The 19,593-nt window shown below is 54.7% G+C and carries 11 protein-coding genes; 7 read left to right on the forward strand and 4 right to left on the reverse strand.

Annotated features, from left to right (window positions below; genetic code table 11):
• Positions 1-243: 243 nt before the first annotated feature.
• The gene (iscB, locus tag KTE_RS23980; RefSeq protein ID WP_201387197.1) at positions 244-1,533 is read right to left on the reverse strand and encodes an RNA-guided endonuclease IscB; all 1,290 of its coding nucleotides are present in this window, start codon (positions 1,531-1,533) and stop codon (positions 244-246) included.
• Positions 1,534-2,150: 617 nt separating this feature from the next.
• Positions 2,151-3,908, reverse strand: a complete 1,758-nt coding sequence (locus KTE_RS23985; protein ID WP_201385416.1) for an SDR family NAD(P)-dependent oxidoreductase — start codon at positions 3,906-3,908, stop codon at positions 2,151-2,153.
• 212 nt (positions 3,909-4,120) lie between these two features.
• On the opposite strand from KTE_RS23985, the gene KTE_RS23990 reads away from it, so the two are divergent.
• The 7 genes from KTE_RS23990 (at position 4,121) to KTE_RS24020 (ending at position 15,817) form a co-directional block, all read left to right on the forward strand.
• Positions 4,121-4,486 carry a HypC/HybG/HupF family hydrogenase formation chaperone gene (locus KTE_RS23990; RefSeq protein ID WP_201385418.1) on the forward strand — a complete coding sequence of 122 codons (366 nt, stop codon included), beginning with the start codon at positions 4,121-4,123 and terminating at the stop codon, positions 4,484-4,486.
• 762 nt (positions 4,487-5,248) lie between these two features.
• Entirely contained in the window at positions 5,249-5,794 is a 546-nt protein-coding gene (locus KTE_RS23995) for an NADPH-dependent FMN reductase (protein ID WP_201385425.1), read from the forward strand.
• A 584-nt stretch (positions 5,795-6,378) separates the two neighbouring features.
• A complete protein-coding gene (locus tag KTE_RS24000) occupies positions 6,379-7,704 on the forward strand; it encodes an NAD(P)/FAD-dependent oxidoreductase (RefSeq protein ID WP_201385427.1) in 1,326 nt (441 codons plus the stop codon).
• A gap of 77 nt (positions 7,705-7,781) precedes the next feature.
• Positions 7,782-9,377 (forward strand): serine/threonine-protein kinase, encoded by a 1,596-nt coding sequence (locus tag KTE_RS24005; RefSeq protein ID WP_201385429.1) that lies wholly within the window; start codon positions 7,782-7,784, stop codon positions 9,375-9,377.
• Between the two features lie 92 nt (positions 9,378-9,469).
• Complete coding sequence (locus KTE_RS24010) at positions 9,470-10,081, forward strand: Dps family protein (protein ID WP_201385431.1); 612 nt, start codon at positions 9,470-9,472, stop codon at positions 10,079-10,081.
• Between the two features lie 199 nt (positions 10,082-10,280).
• Positions 10,281-11,588 (forward strand): GTPase ObgE, encoded by a 1,308-nt coding sequence (gene obgE, locus KTE_RS24015; protein WP_201385439.1) that lies wholly within the window; start codon positions 10,281-10,283, stop codon positions 11,586-11,588.
• Positions 11,589-11,920: 332 nt separating this feature from the next.
• On the forward strand, positions 11,921-15,817 hold the full coding sequence (locus tag KTE_RS24020) for a tetratricopeptide repeat protein (RefSeq protein ID WP_201385441.1): 3,897 nt from the start codon (positions 11,921-11,923) through the stop codon (positions 15,815-15,817).
• A 78-nt stretch (positions 15,818-15,895) separates the two neighbouring features.
• Here KTE_RS24020 and KTE_RS24025 read toward each other — a convergent pair whose 3' ends face one another.
• Together KTE_RS24025 and KTE_RS24030 are read right to left on the reverse strand one after the other, a co-directional pair.
• Positions 15,896-17,923 (reverse strand): hypothetical protein, encoded by a 2,028-nt coding sequence (locus tag KTE_RS24025; RefSeq protein ID WP_201385444.1) that lies wholly within the window; start codon positions 17,921-17,923, stop codon positions 15,896-15,898.
• Positions 17,924-18,034: 111 nt separating this feature from the next.
• Complete coding sequence (locus tag KTE_RS24030; RefSeq protein WP_201385446.1) at positions 18,035-19,558, reverse strand: UDP-N-acetylmuramoyl-L-alanyl-D-glutamate--2,6-diaminopimelate ligase; 1,524 nt, start codon at positions 19,556-19,558, stop codon at positions 18,035-18,037.
• Positions 19,559-19,593 lie beyond the last annotated feature (35 nt).

Here is a 19,593-nt window from a genome sequence, read left to right on the forward strand (position 1 = left end):
TAGATCTGGCAAAAGCATGCATGTGAGCATAAGAAATTTATGCTCTTGGAGACTGGTGTTGAGCGACGATTTGGCCTGGAGAAGGTTGAGATGGGGGTTGAGTAGCTCCTGGGAATTTGTGATCTCGCCTGCGACGCGAATACGAGTATTGTAGGCTAGCAAGACATGTTCTTTAACATAGGAGGCAATCATTACATGACCCTATTGGTAATATAGAATCGCGTCATGTGGGTGCCCCTCATTTCAGTCATGGAGAGGAGCATGAGGTACTCCTTTCTGAATATACTCATACCCGTCAGCACGATGGACACATCGCAGATATTTGGGGTGGATATCCCTCTTCCCAAGTCGAAATTCAGGTCGATGACGAATCGCAATGCGCCCTTCAAATACCCCTTTGGGGGAAATCGCTTTGACCATATCGCCTGTTTGATAGCCCAAGAACTTCTTTTTCCGTTGTTTGTGTTGCTTGGGAAAGCCATATTTATCAACGACACACATTTGCCGTGATCCATGTCCCATAGCTTTGATCTGCAAGGGGACTATTCCCCTATGAGAGAGTGCCACGGGCGTACTTTTGCCTACACACACCGCATCCAGCCAGTGCGTTTTGGGCAACCCTCTTGTGCTCCGATTGTATTTGGTCAATCCACCACTCCCACACTCGACCGGCAATCCAAAGGCTTTGAGTTGTTTCAAGAGAGCCCATCGCGTAGTATTGACCGCACTTGCATCCTTGAGTGGGCTCTTGAGCTGAGCAAGAATGCGCTTGAGCACCTCCGGTTTTTTGGCAAGAAAGATCGTAATCTCTCGATTGTTTTTGGCTTTATTACAAGGCTCACATGCCAGGGTCAAGTTACTAATTCGGTTGGTTCCCCCCTTGGCACGAGGATGAATATGCTCCACTTGCAAGGGAACGTTTTGTTTGCCACAATAGGCACAGGTGCGTTCCCACTTTTCCAGCAAGTATTCCCTCACCTCATAGCCTTGAAGCGTGCCTTGCTGATATGTCAGCCCGCTTATGTCGGGATTTTGCATGTGTTGCAGATCAAATTTGACTAGTTCCATGCTCAGAGCTGTAATGGGAGCCAAGCGACATAAACGCGCGACCCACGTGAGGATATTGGCAAGCCGACTCTCTAGTGAGGGTGGCACCCATCCCTTCTTGCGCCTTCGATTCTGCCAACGGGGCTTCCTATACCGCGTTTTGCGGTTGCGTCGTTTGCGACGGACCACGCGACGATCATCAAGGCTTTCCTTAATGGCATGACCACGATGAGTAAGTTCTGCCGCAAAGACGACCTTGCCGTTAGTATCATCCACCAGAGCCATTCCCGTGGTAGTACTCCCTGGATCAAGCTTCAAACGTAATGGCTGCACCTGTAGTTCCTCTACCACTCGTTTGAGCACAATGGTAAAGGGATATCTTCGGTATACAGCGGCTTTCCCCTGCTTGAGTAAACGCCGCGCATATCCAGGATGCATCGGATCCAAGGGTTGATAATCTGTATCAATCACAAACACATTGCTCATCATTGAGCCTCCTCTTGCGAGGGTAATGGTTGCCTCGATAATGATAGTGGGCGGTACTATTCTCTGAGCACTTCCTTTCACCCCGTACAGATGTTTAACCCAGAGATTCTAGAGCTACAGGCTGGCACGCACCCGTAGGTAGGAACTTGAACGCTTCCCGACTATCGTAGCCCGATAATCCTCTGCCAACACAAAGGATTCATGGCTGAATCTGAACAGGTCCAGGCTTGCGTCAGCAAGCCCCTGCCCTTTCAGGCATGGGGTACCTGACATCGACCGATTACTCAGTGCACCTACTATAGTATAGAAGATTTTTGTCGTCAAGAGAGCAAATGGCCTGAGATGCACCATAGATTTTTGCGAAGTGACCCTGTAGGTCTGACGTAAACGTGGGACCGATTCATCCTTTGGGTCGGGAAGGCAATCCATGAGATACAATTTCCCTGCAAAATACCAAAAATAGGAAAAGGCGTATTGCTCAGGATGCCATTTGGCGTGATGGAGAGCTTGAGTATCTCCCAAAGGATAAATTGATGTGCCGTAATCTCTATTCGGGGAAGTGACGTGGCGACTATGAGGCTGCCTGGCAAAAATGTGAGAAGTGGCAATCAGCCTGCCTACCAATCAGAAGGCGTATAATCCTTGTAGAAACAGCCATGTTCTAGCTGCCCCTCGTTGATGGCGTTCCAGATGGGGTCGCATATGCGTGCTGCGGCGTCCTGCATATCCAGCGGCATGCTCTCCTGCGCTCGCTGCCAGATTGCCTCCTGGGTCGCCGGGGCCTGGCGCGTCACCCAGCCTGGATCGACGCTGTTCATGTAGATATTGTCCTGTGCCAGGTCGGTAGCGGCCGTATGCGTAAGCATATTCAGTGCGGCCTTGGCCATATTGGTGTGTACGTGTGTGCCTAGCTTGTTCTGGGCGAAGCGACCCTCCACAGCGGAGACATTGATAATGAAGCGCTGGGGAAATGGGCTATTTCGCAGGAGGTCGCTCAGACCCTTCACCAGCAGAAATGGCGCGGTAACGTTGATGACCTGGACCTCCAGAAACTCGGTCAGGTCAATCTCTTCGATGCGCTGGCTCCAGCTATTCTCTCTCCGCAAATCAAGCTGCGTTCCCTCTGCCGCGTTGCTCACCTGGCTTACACGTTGCTGCTCTTCAGCTCCAGTTTCAGCTTGTGTGGGGATAGGCAGTGCCAGTGCGTTAGAGACCTCAGCTATAAAGGATACCGGAGGCATGAAGGCATGGGAACGCGCGACGAGTTCCTGCTGAACTGCTGGCAGCGTTTCTGGCGCTCTCTGTTCGTCGGCGAGGAGCGGCGCATAGTAGGCATATGCGCGCTTGACGGTCTGGGCAGCGTTGTTGATCAGGATATCGAGCGCGCCATAGTGCTCTTTTATGTGCGCAATAAAGTATTCTATCAAGGACAGGTGGCGCAGGTCGAGACTATAGATATGTAGGCGCTCACGCCACTGTTCAAAATCAGGCTCCGCACTGTAGCGCTGGGCCGCGTCATGGGGAAAGCGCGTTGTTGCGATGACCGTTGCCCCAGCCCGTAGGAGGCGTAGCACCGTCGCGTAGCCGATATGAATGCGCGCACCCGTCACAAGCGCTAACCTTCCACGCAGATCTGCCTGGCTCTGCCGCTTCTGGTAATTGAGATCGCCACACTGGAGGCAGAGCAGGTCGTAGAAGAAGTGTCGTCGGGTAAAACGTTGCTTGCACCTGTAGCAGAGGCGTGTGCGTAACAGCTCTGGTTCGCGTGTGATCCCAATTGTGACCGTGTCAATGCTCTCGTCCTCCAGACATGGGTTCACATAGCTTAGCCCTGGCTCTAGCAGGCTCAGGTAGTCTGGCCTCTCTACCTCGCGTTGACGCTGGAGCACACGATACATAGCCTGGCTGTATGCTTCATGCGAGCCTTCTTCGTATCCTTGGTCGAGTTGTAGCCGTTGCACGAAGACAGCCCCCAGCGGAAGCAAATGTTTGAGCTTGACCTTTCCCTGTTGCGCCTGGCGTTTGCCAATGTCGCGCAGGGCTTTGGCGCTTGCGATAGCTTCTACTGACTCCACTAAACCCGCTTTATCCACCTCATCTGCCAGGCGTGCCACCAGCAATGCTGTTCGCTCGTCGCATTCTGTTTTCGTTTGTTGGCTTACTTCCAATGTGAGCGTTTTGTCAACAATGATAATATCCAGCCACTGGGAGCGCTCGCCCTGCTCATTCACCAGGTAACCTTCACCTACTCCGTAGCTGGCTGGAAGAAGCTTTGCCAACTCTTCTTTACATTGGCTTCTCCCCCCAACCCCTGTTCCTGCCTGCTTCTTGAGACAAGCGACGATACTCTTCAAATGTCTGCGTAAATCGGTCATAGGTGCTTGCTATCCTTGTGGTCTGCTGCTCGGATCTGTTTCATTAGCTCTTCGATTGGCATCAATCTAACATGGCTGTATGGTACTGTCAATCTGACGTGGGGGCTACATTATGCTTATGGCAGTAATATAGTTTTGTAGCTACTTCTTATTGAAATTGTAGTATTTGCAGTCGGGTTTATCTGCTCCTGATGGAAGAGGAGGGCTTTCCCATGAACTCTGAGGAGAATATCAATACGCAGGATGTCCTTTTTGAGAATACTAAGCATCTCTCAAGCTTGCCTGTGAGAGAAGAGAGCGCGGTGGTGCGTTCGCATGGTGTATGGAGCGAGCAGACGCCTCCGATGCCAGCGGGGACGTCGCCAGAAAGCCATTGTCTCACGTGTAGTGATGAACCTCAGGTCGCCAGGGTTATCAGCCTGGATGAGGAGGAGACGGGTTTCGCCCTGGTGGAGGCACAAGAACATATTGAGCGTGTCGATGTTTCGCTGCTGCCGCATGTCGCGCCTGGTGATACGCTGCTCATTCATGGTGGTGTCGCCATTGCGCATCCAGGTGTAAGGCCATCAGAACGCTAGAGTTGGGGCGGCATATCTGCATGTGCATAATATAGGCGCAAAAAAAAGCAGGCTTTGTGCCCGTAAAGCCTGCTCTCAAGTCGGTTTGCAGTTCAGAATGTGTTTTCACATTTCCAAAGGGTTTCTCTCGTCCTGAGATGTAATCAGCTCGCCTTCCAGCGGGGTGATGTGTTTCTCATGGCCTTTATCTTACGCTCTCTTCGCCTTATACACTGTGAAGTAGCTCACAAAATGAGACATATCTACAGCATGATGCACTATTCTTGTCGCATCATGCGGCCTTGCTTTGTGCTTATTCCCTTCTTTATGATGTGCTCTTTGGTCTGCGGGAATATAATGAAGGTGCTGCATGTTTTCTTGAGAGGAGAGAGGCAATCACTCTGGCGGTAAAACCTTAGCATTTGCTGCTGGCTGTCGATAATAGGTAGCGTGTGTGTTGTAATGGTGTTATCTGTGTCGTCATCAATGCAGCCTTGCTGGCTGCGCTTTCCAACCGTTTTTAAAAGCTCATACTGCTCAAGGTGGCTAGTATATTGCGCTGCGTACGAATGGTGAAGGGATGACTTTTTGCCTATAAGCTCAGTACTTTCGTTGCTACGAGTGATAAATATGCGTTTAATAATTCGTGCCCCTGAAAAATAGCGCTACATGTGCTGAGGGTGGGAGAACGTAGCAGCCTGTAAATGGGCCTGTATTGTTCACAAAATTTTCGTATAAGAAGTTAATGTTGATTTTTGCCATCTTTTTCTAAGGAGTTCTACCTTGTCTATCATTCGCATTGTTGGTTTTACCGGTAGCCTGCGCGAAGAGTCCTATAATAAAGCGGCTTTGCGAGCGGCACAGGAACTTTTGCCCGCCCAGGCCGAGCTTGAAATTCTCTCACTCTCTGATCTACCCGCTTTTACAGAGACGTATAACACTCCCGAAAGTGTTCGCCTGTTCAGCGAGCGTATTGCTCAGGCTGATGCACTCTTGGTCGCGACCCCTGAATATAAAGGTCTGCTTTCGAATGCGCTCAAGAATGCCTTGAAATGGATTGCCGCCAGCGGGGATGCCGCCCTGGCCGAGAAGCCAGTTGCACTCATGGGTATTGGTCGTCAGAGTGGTCCCGCACACGTCCAGTTGCGCCAGTTGCTGGCTGCACAGAAGAGCGACCTGCTGGACGAGCCTTCGCTCTACGTAGGCGAGGGGCATGCTAAGATTGATGCAGAGGGCCGCCTGGTGGATGCCGATCTGCGTGAACAGCTTCAGCAGCTCTTGCAAACCCTGGTCGCGCGCGTCGATGACGCCAAGAGCGCCCTGGTATAGTCGCCAAAAACAGACTTTTTTCAGTTTTTACCAGGCGTCCTCAAAGGGATTTGACCGAGCGAGCGGAGCGATAGCATTTGTCTATCGCCCGCTCTTTTTTTGTGCTGATGATTGGCACATGCAACGCATTTTGCGTGCTTCATTCCTGACGATAATCATAGTTGTCTACTCCGCAGTTTAGCTTAGCGTGACATACATAGGGATATTTCTCCATAGCCTCGATGAGGTACGCGTAGAAGAATGTTGGCTTTCTCTCTGGATGGATGGTGAGGATGGAGCTAAGCTATGAGCATAGAACAGCAATCTCGTCGACGCCAAAGGGCGTAAGCAATACCGCTATCACTCACAATGGCGCGAGGTGCGCGACGTGACTAAATATGATAGCCTGGTGGCTTTTGCACATAGCCTTCCCGCGCTGCGCCAGCATCTTGAGCAAGATTTGCAGTGGCAGCGTCGGTCCAAGGTAAGGGCTTGCCATTGATCGTGTAAATGAGCCACAATAAAGTGTGCTGGTACACTGTGTATAGTAGCAGCGTGTCTCTATGTTGAGACAGACTTCCTAAACAAGGAGACACATACGCAATATGATGCAGAAACAACAGTCGGATGGCTTCTCTGTGACGACGGGGCTTCCTCGTGTCGTGATTGTTGGCGCTGGCTTTGGTGGTCTGCGCGTGGCTAGATCTCTACGTGATGCCCCGGTCCAGGTAACTGTGATTGATAAGAATAACCATCATCTCTTCCAGCCTTTACTCTACCAGGTGGCGACGGCAGGACTTTCGCCCGCCGATATCTCAGCTCCCATCCGCTCCATTTTAAAAAGCCAGCAGAATACTACGGTGTTGCTGGCAGAGGTAACGGGTGTGGATACCGAGCGCCAGCTTGTGCTTACCGCCGAGCACGAGATCCCTTATGACTACCTGGTGATCGCGACTGGGGCGGCCCATAGTTATTTTGGCCATGACGAATGGAGCGACTGCGCGCCGGGCTTGAAGACTGTCACCGATGCCACGCATATTCGGCGCCAGATATTGCTCGCTTTTGAGGCAGCCGAGATGGAGTCGGACCCTGATCGCCAGCAGGAGTTGATGACCTTTGTGCTGGTGGGGGCTGGCCCCACGGGTGTAGAAATGTCCGGAGCGATTGCTGAGCTGGCTCATAAGGCGCTCGCGCGTGATTTTCGCCATATTGATCCCCGCTCGGCACGCGTGATCCTGGTTGAGGCCATGCCACGCATCCTGCCCGCTTTCCCTGAGAAACTGGCGCAGAAGGCGCGCAAAGCTCTGAACCACCTGGGGGTCGAGGTGCGCACGAACTCACCTGTCGAAAATATCGATCGTGAGGGCGTGGTCGTCGCGGGACAGCGAATTCCGGCGAGAAATGTCATCTGGACGGCTGGTGTAGCGGCCTCGCCCGCGGGCAAGTGGTTGCAGGCTGAGGTTGACCGCGCGGGCCGTGTCAAAGTGCAGCCTGACCTCTCCGTTCCGGGGTTGCCAAATGTGTTTGTGATTGGTGACACATCCTCGCTCATGCAGAATGGCAAGCCTTTGCCAGGTGTGGCACCCGTTGCGATGCAGCAGGGAAACTATATAGGCTCATTGATCGTGAAAAAGGTGAAAGGGTCGCAAGCTTCTGAACCTGCGTTTCATTATACGAATAAAGGAAACCTGGCGACCGTGGGCCGTTCCTTTGGCATAGCCGATTTTGGCCGTGTGTGTATCTGGGGCTTTCTGGGTTGGCTTCTCTGGCTAGCTGTTCACATTTTCTTCTTGATAGGGTTCCGCAATCGTGTGTTAGTCGTCTTTCAATGGGCATGGGCATACCTGACCTTCCAGCGCGGCGCGCGCCTGATTACCTATCCCCGCCCGTCTCATTCGCAACAGAAGGAACTGGTCGAAGAATTGTTGTAGCTGATCTTGCTAGCCTTACGCTTTATACATATAATAAGGAAATTGTAATTTATGCGTGAGGTGCGTGAATGAGGGATTTGCAGACAAAATTCCCGAAAGGGAAGGTTGTGCGTGATCGCTATGAAATTCAAGAGCTACTAGGGACAGGCGGCTTTGGCGCGGTATATCGTGTGCGTGATCGCCGTGGTGGGAATGTCTATGCCCTCAAAGAGCAGATAGACCCTAATCCTCAGCAGCGCGAACGTTTCGCCTTCGAGAGCCGTATCCTCGAACACCTGGATCATTATGCTCTGCCGCGTGTGTACCGCGTGTTCGAGGACGAGAAGGCGCAGAGCGTGTATATGCTCATGGACTTCATCAATGGGCCGAACCTGGAGCGTTTGCGACGGCGCCAGCCCGAGGGACGCTTTACCCTTGCTCGCGTTATGGCGATGATGAAGCCTATCATTGAGGCAGTAAGCTACCTGCATCACCAGCAGCCGCCCATTATTCATCGTGATATCAAGCCATCAAATATGATTATCCCTACCTCAGGCGAGGGGGCCGTCCTGGTCGATTTTGGCATTGCCAAGACCTACGACCTGGACTCTACGACCTCAGCCGTGCGGCACTGCTCTCCCGGATATGGCTCGCCCGAGCACTATATGCGCGGTACAAACCTGCGCAGCGATATCTATGGGCTGGGCGCGACCTTCTATACCTTATTGACGGGTGAGGTTCCCATCGATGCGCTTACGCGCCTGACACGCGTGGGCAGTGGAAGCGCTGATTCGCTGATTCCCGCGCATAGCCTGGTCGAGGAGCTGCCGCAGGAGGTGAGCGATATCCTGCAAAAGGCGATGGCGCTTGATCCCGAGGACCGCTATGGCAGCGTAGAAGAGTTTTGGAATGCGTTGAAAGTCTATGCGCCTGAGGTGAAGACCGAGCCTGTTGTCTACGAGATGCTTCCAGAGGCGAATGAGACACCAGGCCCCCAGGTCGAGGCGGCGCAACCGCCCCCGGTGACTCCTGCTCCACTCCCACCGCCAAGCGTTGTGGTGCAGGAGCTACCCCGGCGTCAACGCCGCTCGCGCAAAGGGCTGTTCCTGTTGGTAGCCGCGCTGCTCCTGGCGTTTCTCCTGGTGGGAGGACTGATCTGGACTGCTAATAGTGGCTTGCTTGCTGGCTTATCAACGCAGGCCAAAGTCACACCCACATCGTCGACTGTGCACCAGCCAACGGCCAGGGCGACGCAGGCGCCGACCAGGGGGACAACGCCCACAGCTACGCCAACCTCTACGCCGACTGCCCCACCAGCCCCTCCAGTGGTACAACCGCCAGCCTCGCCACCGCGACTGGCTCAGGGCTATAGTGGCACGATTTCGGATAAATACACCGATCCGCCAACCAATTCTACGATTGCACTCTCTAATATCGCGCAAAATGGCCAGAGCTTTACTGGCTATGCCTCCTTTGGCCCAGGATTAGTTGGTAATAACAATTTTAATGGGACCATTACGCCTGATCGCAAGTTTCATTTCCTGGTCGCAAGCTATGCGGGCTTGCTGCCACTCTACTTTCAAGGCCAGGTCAATGGCGATAAATCTCTCTCAGGAACCTATTGTAGTTATCGCAATAATGGCTGTGATAACCAGAGCGGTGGCTACGGCGATTGGCACGCCTCACCGCGCTAAAGTTGTAACCTCTCTTCTGCAAAGAGCGTGTTGAGTTTTGGATACACAAAATACGACGTCGCTATCTGCTACGTAAAAGGAGTGAACGATAGATGACTACCAAGACTCACACTATGTCGAAGCAGGGGGCACAGACAATCGAGGCTCAGCCCCGCTTTAAGCAGCGTTCATACGAGATCCAGCAGTATGGACAGATACATTCCATGCCCATTAGCCTGCCTGAAAGTGCGATTAAGCAGAATATCGAGTGTCTGAATCAGCTGGTTGCCGATTCGATCACACTCTACAGCCTCTATAAAAAGCATCACTGGCAGATGACTGGCCCGACCTTCTACCAGTTACACCTGCTGTTAGACGAGCATGCCGAGCAGATTGAGAAGACCATCGATCTACTGGCTGAGCGCGTGCAGCAGTTGGGTGGTGTGACCATTGCCATGCCGCATGATGTGGCGGAACTGACCAAGATCGAGCGGCCCCCGAAGGGCGTTGAGGATGTGCCTGCGATGCTCGCTCGCCTCGTCAATGCCCATGCGACCGTTATTAAAGGCCTTCGTGAGGGGATTGAGTTAAGCGATAAAAACAAGGACTACACGACCAACGATATCCTCACCTCGGAGGTCCTGCCCTTGCAAGAGATGCAGACCTGGTTTATCTCCCAGCACCTGGTGGATACTCCATTTGCTAGTTTCAAAGAAGAGGGCTAGAGAGGTAGCTCTCTCGGCACCTGCGGTATTAAGGGTATGGAATGGGAGCTGGCTCTGCCAGCTCCCATTCCATACCCTTCCTTTTCACAAAGCTACTAATGCATAGCGTTCTCTGCCGTTCTATGGTATATTTTATTGCGCTGCTGTACAAAGATTGTTTTTTAAGAACGCATAAGAAGGATAGAGTGGGGAAGACGCCATGTTTTTTGACCATACCAAGATTTTCGTAAAGGCGGGTGATGGTGGCAACGGTTCAATGCATTTTCGCCGTGAGAAGTTTGCTCCCAATGGAGGACCTGATGGTGGCGATGGTGGCCGGGGTGGCAGTGTCTACTTTGAAGCAACCAACCAGCTAAATACGCTGATTGATTATCGTTATAAACAGAATTTTAGCGCGGAGTCCGGCGAGAGTGGCATGCGTCAAAAGATGCATGGTGCGAAAGGAAACGATGTTATCCTGAAGGTGCCCTGTGGCACAATTATTCGAAATGCCGAGACGAATGAATTGGTCGCGGACCTCGTGGAGCCAGGGCAGCAGGTAATGGTAGCTCGTGGTGGCCGGGGTGGCCTGGGAAATGTGCATTTCGCGACCTCGACGCACCAGGCTCCACGTGAAGCGCAGAAAGGCGAGCCTGGTGAGGAGCATTGGATTACGCTTGAGCTGCGCCTGATCGCCGATGTTGGCCTGGTGGGCTACCCCAATGCAGGTAAATCTACGTTGCTCTCCGTTGTAACCGCTGCGCGTCCGAAGATTGCTGACTACCCCTTTACGACCCTGGTTCCCAACCTGGGAGTCGTTGAGGTTGGACATGCCAGGCAGGGTGACGGCTTTGACTTTGTCCTGGCCGATATTCCTGGCTTGATCGAGGGCGCGGCCCAGGGCATTGGCCTGGGACACGAGTTTCTGCGCCATGTCAAGCGCACGCGCCTGCTTATTCATATGCTGGATGGGTCTCTGGTCGAAGAGCGCGATCCCTGGGAAGATTTCGCGAAGATCAATCAGGAGCTGCGTGACTACGACGAACAGCTGGCTGCGCGGCCACAGATTGTGGTCCTGAATAAGATCGATCTGCCTGAGGCCCAGGAGCGCTGGCCCGCGCTCAAGGCTCAGGCCGAGGCCGCTGGCTATCCCGTTTTCGCCATCTCCGCGGCCACTCACCAGGGGACACAGGAACTCATGCAGTTTGCAGGCGACCGCTTGCGCGAAATCAAGCGCGAGGAAGAGGAGCTTGCCGCGGCCCAGGTGCTTTCGCTTGAGAACGCCCCCGTGTTGCGCCCACAGCCTGATGATGCCTTCTCGGTCATCAAAGACCAGGGCGTGTACGTCGTACGCGGTAAGCGTGTCGAGCGCGCGGTCAGTATGACTGATACCGAGAGCGAAGAGGGTATGGATCGCCTGGAGCGGACTCTGGAGAAAATGGGGGTAACGAAGGCCCTCGAGATCGCAGGTGTCCAGGTGGGCGATGTCGTTCGCTTCGGCAAAGTTGAACTCTTTTGGGGCGAGTAAGCATATGTGGGGCCTTTGATAAAAAGGCCCCATTTTTGTGCGAAAAACGCAGGCCTCTACGCCTGGATAGTACATTCACCTGTAGGGTCCATGCTGGCATGGACTCTCCTGCACGTGGAACGTCGCTTCGCTTGCAGTCCATGCCAGCATGGACCCTACATTCTGGGGCTATCGTGACTGTTGAACAAGCTAACCGCCAAGTAGAATGTAATCACTTCTTCCTGAATTGTGCTATACTAACTGCGAGAGAGCGTCTTTTTAGCCATCCTGGCAGAGGTGCCGCGTAAAGCTCTACTATTTTGGAAGAAAGACCAGGGCGCCGGTTACACATTATGAGTGAAACCATTAATTTCCTATTTCAGAGTCGTGACAAAGGTCATTTTGAGCTACAGGTCAAGGAAAGCTGGTCGGGACGGACCGTACGCGGAAATTTTATTCCGCCCTATACCACCAAGCAGTTAAATCTCCTGCTGAAGAAACTGAACACGCTACAGAACAATAACACGCAGAATTTGCGCGAGATTGGCTATCGTCTCTTTCTCTCGTTATGTGGTATGGACGTTACTTCACCATTGCCGTTGAACGCCAGGCCTCACGAGGCCGAGCAATCGGTTCAGGCGCTTTTGCGTGGTGTCATCCAGCGCACGCTGCGTCGCCGTGGAACAGTGGCGCTTACCTTCTCCTTTGGGGTGGGCTGTGATGAGTTTGTGCGCTATCCCTGGGAGCTATTGCATAATGGCGACCTCTTCCTGCTGGGTTCGGGCATCTTCACGCTGACGCGTGCATTGATTGATGCCGATGATGTGGGCGGTTGCGAACTGCCTGTGCATCCACCTATGCGTGTGCTCTATATCGGGTCCTCACCCCTGGATTGTGCTCCGTTGGAGACCGAAATTAGCTTTGAGGCCCTGGAACGCGGTTTCTCACCCCTCATTGCCTCGGGCCAGGTCTTCCTTGATCGCCTGGAGCCGCCGACCTTTGATCAGCTTGTGCGCTATTTAAGCTCGTATGGTGGCGCGGGCGTCTTTGATGATAGTGATACCTCAATCCCTTGCTATATTGTCCACTTCGATGGGCATGGTGCCTATGGGCGCCTCTGTCCCAATGAGGAATGTAAGGCCGTCAATGATGCTGAGGTGCGCCGCTGCACGAACTGTGGGCAATCATTGAGCCGGGTGAATCCCCAGACCTACCTCTGTTTCTGTAATGAGGAAGGCTACAACCAGTTTATCGATGCTCAGTCTCTGCGTGATCTCTTTGTCAGCAGCGATGTGCGCCTGGCGGTTTTCTCGGCCTGTGAGACCGCTATGGTGGCGGCGGAGGGACCGCACTGTCAGAAGCGCCCCGGAGCCAATCCCGTAGATGCATCGCTGGCAACAGCCCTGGTCTCGGCCCAGGTACCAGCGGTGGTCGCGATGCCTTTCTCGCTCCAGGATGACCTGAGTCCGACCTTTATGTCGCATTTTTACGAGGCACTCGCCGATGGTCGAACACTGGAGGAGGCGCTGGCGCGGGCGCGCCAGGCCATGCTCCCCTTGCAGCAAAGCTGGTTTATCCCCGTACTCTATCGCCGGGTCACCGAGAGCGATGTCGCTCCTGTGCCTCTGCTTGTCAGCCGGGAGCAGCCAGAGGAGCATGATGCCCCCCTGGCGCATCTGGGATCGTTCACAACTTTTGTGGGACGCGAGCGCGAGCTGCGTGAGCTTGATGCCCTGTTACTGGCGGTTTCGGCAAATGGAGCGAATGCCAGGACCGCGCAACGTCAACGCCATAACCCGCACCATATCGCGGTTACCGGTTCGGCTGGCATTGGCAAGAGCGCCCTGGCCCTGGAGGTGGTGCGCCGTCACCAGGATAAATTCCCTGGTGGCGTGGTCGGTGTCTCGCTTGAGGGCGGCAAGACTTTTCATGAGGCTCTGATCGAGATTATTCATTATTTGCACATCCCGACGCGCTTGCAGTCTGCCGTAGATAGCGAGCATCGTGCGCGCCTGGTGATGGGCACACTGCGCTCGCTTGCCAGTCGCGAACTTCCTTGCCTGCTTTTGCTGGATGCCTTTGAAGAGGTGTGTGATCGCAATGAACTGGAGACCTGGCTTCAATTCATCTGTGCGCTCCCTGCTGAAGTGACGGTCCTGGTGACCTCTCAGTCGAATCCCGAAAATATGCTGGCTCTGGAGAATGCGCATTGTCGCTGGTATGAGTATCGCGTGGGGAAGATGACCGATGCCGACCAGTTGCAGCTCTTTATGGAGTTGGCGCAGGCGAGTGGGCTGGACCAGCGTATCCACCTTGATGATCCCTATCAGCAGGAGATCTTACGTGAGATCTGCTCTCTGCTGGATGGCTATCCCCTTGGGGCCGAGCTGATCTTTGGCACAGCGCGCACGATTGAGGGCCAGGTGTACACACCAGAGGCCGCCACCCGCTCCCTGGAGGAGGTTCGCGATGAATTGCGCAGCTCTCCCCTGGCTGGCATCCTCACCGTCTTAGAGGTCTCTTCCAGGCGCCTGAGCGCTTCGGCCCGCCTGCTTCTTGCCTATCTCTCGGCCTTTAAGCTTCCCTTTAGCCGCGAGCAGATTGCCCTGCTTTTTCAGGATATGGTCGCTGGAACCACAGATGAGATTGCCACGCTTGCATCTGCGTCTCTGGAGGACGCCGCGGCAGATTCTCCTTTACAGATGCTTGTGCGCAACTGGCGTGCCTCGCGTGATGAGCTTGTGCAATCCTCGTTTGTGCAGTTTGATGGGCGTGTCTATACCATCCATCCCCAGATACGCCATTTCGCGGTTTCACAACTGCCAGGGGAGGAGCGCAGGCGCGTTCATCGCATCGTCGCATCCTACTATATGCACCTGCCCCAGCCTAGCCCCGAGGAGTGGTTCGCCGCCTTTGAGCACCTGGAGAGCGCGGGTGAGTCGCAAGATTTGCAGAACGCGGTGAGCCTGGCGGTGCGGGCCTCCTGGGCCTTGTATGGGCGCGGCTACACAGCCGAGCTTCGCGCGATGTTGCAGCGAGCGGGTGTACATGCCGTGCGGTTGCATGACACGACAGGTGAGGGCAGGATACAGTGCTGTATGGGGGCGCTTATGCGCCACCTGGGACGGTATATGGAGGCCGAAGCCTGCCTGCGTAGTAGCCTGGCGTTTCACCAGCAGAAAGGGGAGGCGCAAGACGCGGCCTGGGCGCTCTATGAACTCGCGGTCCTCTCGCGTGAGGAGGCTAACTTCGCCCAGGCCGAGGCTTATCTTGAAGAGGCGCAGCTCAACTTCGCCCAGGCTCAGGATGAACGTGGGAGCCTCTGGCTCGCGCTTGTACGTGGTGAGCTACAGCGCGGGTATGGCAACTACCGGCCAGCGCTAGAACTCTTTGAGCAGGCCGTCAAAGGCCTGCGCCAGCTCAAAGACCAGGAGGGGTATGCCTGGGCATTACGTGACCTGGGAGCCACAAAGGGTGCTTTGGGCTACTATACGCGTGCTCTGACCGATAATGAGGAGGCACTGCGTACGTTTGATAATCTCAATATGGTCGGCGCTCAGGCCTGGGTGCTTGCTGATCGTGGAGAGATCTATCTACACCAGGGCAAGCTCGATGCGGCCCAACAGCAGGGGCGAGAGTCGCTGCGCCTCTTTCAAGCACAATCCATGTTGCGTGGGGAGGGCTGGAGCTTACGTCTCCTGGGAAATGTAGCGCGGGCGCGCGGCGATGTAGAGCATGCGCAGTTGTATTATAACGAGGCGCTCCGGATCTTTGCCTCACTAAGCGACCGTGTGGACGAGGCGCGTGTCTTGAATGCTCTGGGAGCTGTTGCCTATACGCGTGGTGAATACCAGGAGGCGCAGTCCTACTATGAGCAGGCTCTGACACGTGTACAGGAGCAGAATGTCTTGTTGATTGAGGCGCAAACGTTGTGGGGGCTGGGCGATATTGCGCGCGCCTGGCGACGTTTCTCCGAGGCCGAGCACTATTATACCCGGTCTGGGCAGTTCGCGGATCGCCTGGCTTTACCCGCCATGCGGTGTGCAGTTCTGCGTCGCCAGGGACTTTTGCGCCAGGCTGAGGGGAAGTATCAGGAGGCCTTGCGCTACCTGGTACAGGCCCTGGCCCTCGATCAGCGCCAGGAGCATCCAGTACGCCAGGAACTGGCGCAATGTATTCACACGCTGGTGCGTGAGCAGCACCTCGACGATGAATATAGTCAGCTCAAAAGCCAGTATGCGCTCGCATGATTGTATGTGAGTAAGGGCGTGCGGTGGGGGTGTGGCACAGCCACACCCCCACCGCACGCCCTTACTCTTACCCGGTTTCTACTTTGATGATGAGCGGAAGAGACGGGTGAACCACCTGGAGGGGGTAGACGTCTGCTGCGCACCATTGCCTGAGAGGGAGGCATCGCTTGTATCGCTCAGGTTTTGGCTTTTTTGGCCATTCTGCCCGTTATGGCCGTTGGGCTCACTCTCTCTATGAGTCGAGGAGCCGAGCGGTGCGGTCATGATCCGAGCCTCTTCGTCGTCCTCGTCCAGGTCCTCTATTTCCTCATTGTTAATGGGGTACGAATGCGTCGACTTAAGTGACTCCCATGGGCCTGCCAGTATCCCCGCCGTCTCGTCGCTGCGAATTGGCTCATGCGGGTTGGGCAGATCGGCTGGCGGGAGATTCCCCGAGAGGATCGGCTCCTGCGGGATGAGTTGGTCGCGGCGCATGGGCTGCGTCTCCTGTTTCTCCAGGGCCAGGCGCTCGTCGACCTCGAAGAGCAGACGAGTTACTTCTGGGCGCAGGACGCGGTTACGCTCGGGGATGCGCGTCCACTGCGCGAGCGCGGCTGGATAGTAGCCAGCACGGTAGCAGTAAAGGCCCAGCATGGAGCGCGCATCGTAGATGGTCATACGCTGCCAGAGAGCCAACTCCTCAGCTGGAGTTTCGATGACATTCTCACTGGCCTCGATAACCTCGACGAGATGATAGAGGCGAACGCCCATGATGCGGTAGGGATAGCCATAGTAGAGAGCCAGGCGCCGTCTGCGTGAGCGCTCGGCGGGGTGCTTGCCCACAAAGTAGCACTTGGTCCAGGAGCCGCTCGTCCAGATGGCCAGGGCCAGGATGAGCACCAGGATACGTGCCAGGTAGCGCTCCCAGGTAAAAGTCGATAGGCCCGACATGACACCCAGGGCCGCGAAACAGGCTCCCAGCGCCCATGCGCCATAGACAAGGCGGCGTCGATCCCATCCCAGCAGATCGAAGTGATGATGCAGAGGTGTGGCCAGGAAGGGCAGTGGAAACTCAGTATGTGGCACAAACTCATCCGTATTGGCGAAGCGAAGCGTCGTCAATGAGCGACGGAAGAAGCGTGTTAGCACACGTGATTGAATGAGGGCCGAGAGGCCTTCCAGGACAAATGCTCCACCCAGGAGTAAGAGCAGAAGCTCGTTGCGTGAAAAGATGGCGATAATGGCCATCATGCCGCCCAGGGCCAGGGCGCCGCAGTCACCCATGTAGATCTTCGCGCTGCGTTTAGCGGTGCGGTGCCTGGCTGCCCAGGACGAGGGCCAGTTCCAGGGAAGGTAACCCAGGGTGCTGCCCGCGCAGAGGAGCGCGAGGATTTCAAAGACGATGCCCAACGGATGCCTGGGGTCAATCAGTCCAGTCACGACAATGCCCAGGGCGAGCGAGGCGCTAAAGACAAGGCCACCAGCCAGGCCATCCAGGCCATCGCTAAAGTCGACGGCCACCGAGGTAAAGCTACCGACAAAACCAGTCATCAACACAAGGAAAATGAGCCAGCCATAGAATGCGAACTGTCCAGGATGCACGCGACAGGTCGTATCAGCCGCGCAACCTGGATTAGAGAGAAGGGTATTGAGGATAGGTAAATCTTTGTAAAAGCTATACGATTCTTGTCCGGTTGAGACCAGGAAAAAGTAGAGTACGGCGGCTGTGGCGGAGACCAGGAAGAGGCCGCCAAATTTCACGCGCTCCGAGAGCCCCTCTTTGCTATAGACCTTATTCCAATCATCAAGAAAGCCGATCAGCGCAAAGCCAAATGTAGCGCCCAGGCCGATCAGGAGCATTGTCCATTGATCTTTATTTAGTTGAAAAACATATCCCGCCCAGACACCAATGCCAACGATAGCCAGGGTAAACGCGGGGCCACCAACCAGGGGCAACTCAATGGTTTTGATTTCGCGCCCCCCGGCGGGCATATCTGGACGATGCGTTCCTGGTTTGTGCTCTCCACTGCGAAATTTGGGGAAGAGCACCATTGCCAAACCGCAGAGGGCCAGGCTCGCAACCGCGCACGCAGCGAATATTATTAATAACCAGAGAATAAAATTCATACGTACTCCAAAACAAAACGATGGCTCAGACGCTCCAGTGTCTTAACGCGCCGCAATGACACGCGTTGCTTCTTTGAATTTATGCAAATACCAATCGTACAACAGGTCAATTTACTGGACATGGCTGCGTAACTCTTCTCTTGCAACCTGTCTATCATCCCAGGGGAGCTTGTCTCTCCCTATGATAATACTTTGCTCGTGTCCCTTGCCTGCGAGCAGTACTGTGTCTCCAGGCTGTGCGCGCGAGAAGGCGGTTGCGATGGCTTCGCGCCTATCTGCAATGCAGAGAAAGTCGCTTCCCTCTTGTTTTCCGGCCTGCTCGGCTCCCACGGCAATCTCGCGTAAAATGCTTTCGCGATCTTCGTCGCGTGGATCTTCATCTGTAATAACGAAGAAGTCACTCATTTGTGCGGCAACACTTCCCATGACGGGGCGTTTCTGCCGATCACGTTCGCCCGCTGAACCAAAGACCACCATGAGCTTTCCTGTGGTGACGGGGCGCAAAATGGCTAGTACTTTTTGGAGACTATCGGCGGTGTGTGCATAGTCGACGATGACGCTAAAGTTTTGTCTCTCATCAATATGTTCCATACGCCCTGGAACGCCTTTGATAGTAGCCAGCGTCTGTGTGATCACATCGAGGGGGATGCCCTGGCTGTACGCGGTCGCGATAGCCGCCAGGCAGTTGCTGACGTTGAAGCGTCCAATCAGGGGGGTCTCGATCTGGCACTCTGCGTCGGGAAGAATGAGCCGGAAGGCTGTACGAGATGCCTGTAGGTGCAAGTCGACGGCGCGTACTGCTGCGTCTGTCTCGATACCATAGTCGAGAATGGGGACGCGGCAATAGGGTTTGAGCACTTCGTAGCTGGAATCGTCTTTGTTGAGGATGGCCACCTTGCGGTATCCCTGCCCTTTGTCTTGCTCTGGATCGAGCATTTCGAAGAGGCGTGCCTTGGCTCTGCGATAGGCATCGAGCGTCTTATGGAAATCCAGGTGCTCATGTGTGATATTGGTGACCACGCCGACGTCAAAGGCACAGCCGCGCACGCGCTGGAGTTCCAGGCCATGTGAGGTGGATTCAATGACAGCATGGGTGGCCTGCATCTCAACCATTTTGCGCAGAAATTCCTGGATCTCCAGGGCCTCTAGCGTACTCTGACGCGTTGCGTTGGCCCATTCCTGCCCATTGAGCTTGAAGTTCGCCGTGGTCATCATTCCCGTGCGTCGCCCGGCTGCGTCAAAGAGTGTACTAATAATATTCGATGTGGTTGTCTTTCCGTCGGTGCCGGTGACGCCTATGGTGCAGAGCTCGCGCGCGGGAAAGCCATAGAAGGCGCAGGCCAGGTCGGCCAACGCTGTGCGGACATCCTCGACCTCAATATATGGAATAGGCAGGTCGGTTGCTGAAGGAAGTGGCGCACCCAGCGCGACAACGGCCCCGCGCTGCGCAGCATCCGCCACATACCGGCGCCCGTCGGTGTGTACGCCGGGGACGGCGATAAAGAGATAGCCGGGCGCGGCCTTCCGTGAGTCGTAGGCCAATCCCAGAATAGTATCTTGCTCAGGGAGCGTGTTTGCGCCGTAAATATGGGTAGGAGGCTGCTCAAGGGCAGCAAGTAAATTTTTCAGTTGCATAAGCCTTGCCAAATCTATAGTAGAGTTGTTTTTAT

This window comes from Ktedonobacter sp. SOSP1-85 (assembly GCF_016587415.1).
In the GTDB taxonomy this organism is placed as follows: Bacteria; Chloroflexota; Ktedonobacteria; order Ktedonobacterales; family Ktedonobacteraceae; genus Ktedonobacter.

Excerpts from the sequence above, each read along its gene's own strand:
- KTE_RS24030 (WP_201385446.1), bottom strand. The coding sequence starts at position 19,558 with ATGCAACTGAAAAATTTACTTGCTGCCCTTGAGCAGCCTCCTACCCAT.
- KTE_RS23990 (WP_201385418.1), top strand. The coding sequence starts at position 4,121 with ATGAACTCTGAGGAGAATATCAATACGCAGGATGTCCTTTTTGAGAAT.
- iscB (WP_201387197.1), bottom strand. The coding sequence starts at position 1,533 with ATGAGCAATGTGTTTGTGATTGATACAGATTATCAACCCTTGGATCCG.
- obgE (WP_201385439.1), top strand. The coding sequence starts at position 10,281 with ATGTTTTTTGACCATACCAAGATTTTCGTAAAGGCGGGTGATGGTGGC.
- KTE_RS24010 (WP_201385431.1), top strand. The coding sequence starts at position 9,470 with ATGACTACCAAGACTCACACTATGTCGAAGCAGGGGGCACAGACAATC.
- KTE_RS24020 (WP_201385441.1), top strand. The coding sequence starts at position 11,921 with ATGAGTGAAACCATTAATTTCCTATTTCAGAGTCGTGACAAAGGTCAT.
- KTE_RS24025 (WP_201385444.1), bottom strand. The coding sequence starts at position 17,923 with ATGAATTTTATTCTCTGGTTATTAATAATATTCGCTGCGTGCGCGGTT.
- KTE_RS24000 (WP_201385427.1), top strand. The coding sequence starts at position 6,379 with ATGATGCAGAAACAACAGTCGGATGGCTTCTCTGTGACGACGGGGCTT.
- KTE_RS23985 (WP_201385416.1), bottom strand. The coding sequence starts at position 3,908 with ATGACCGATTTACGCAGACATTTGAAGAGTATCGTCGCTTGTCTCAAG.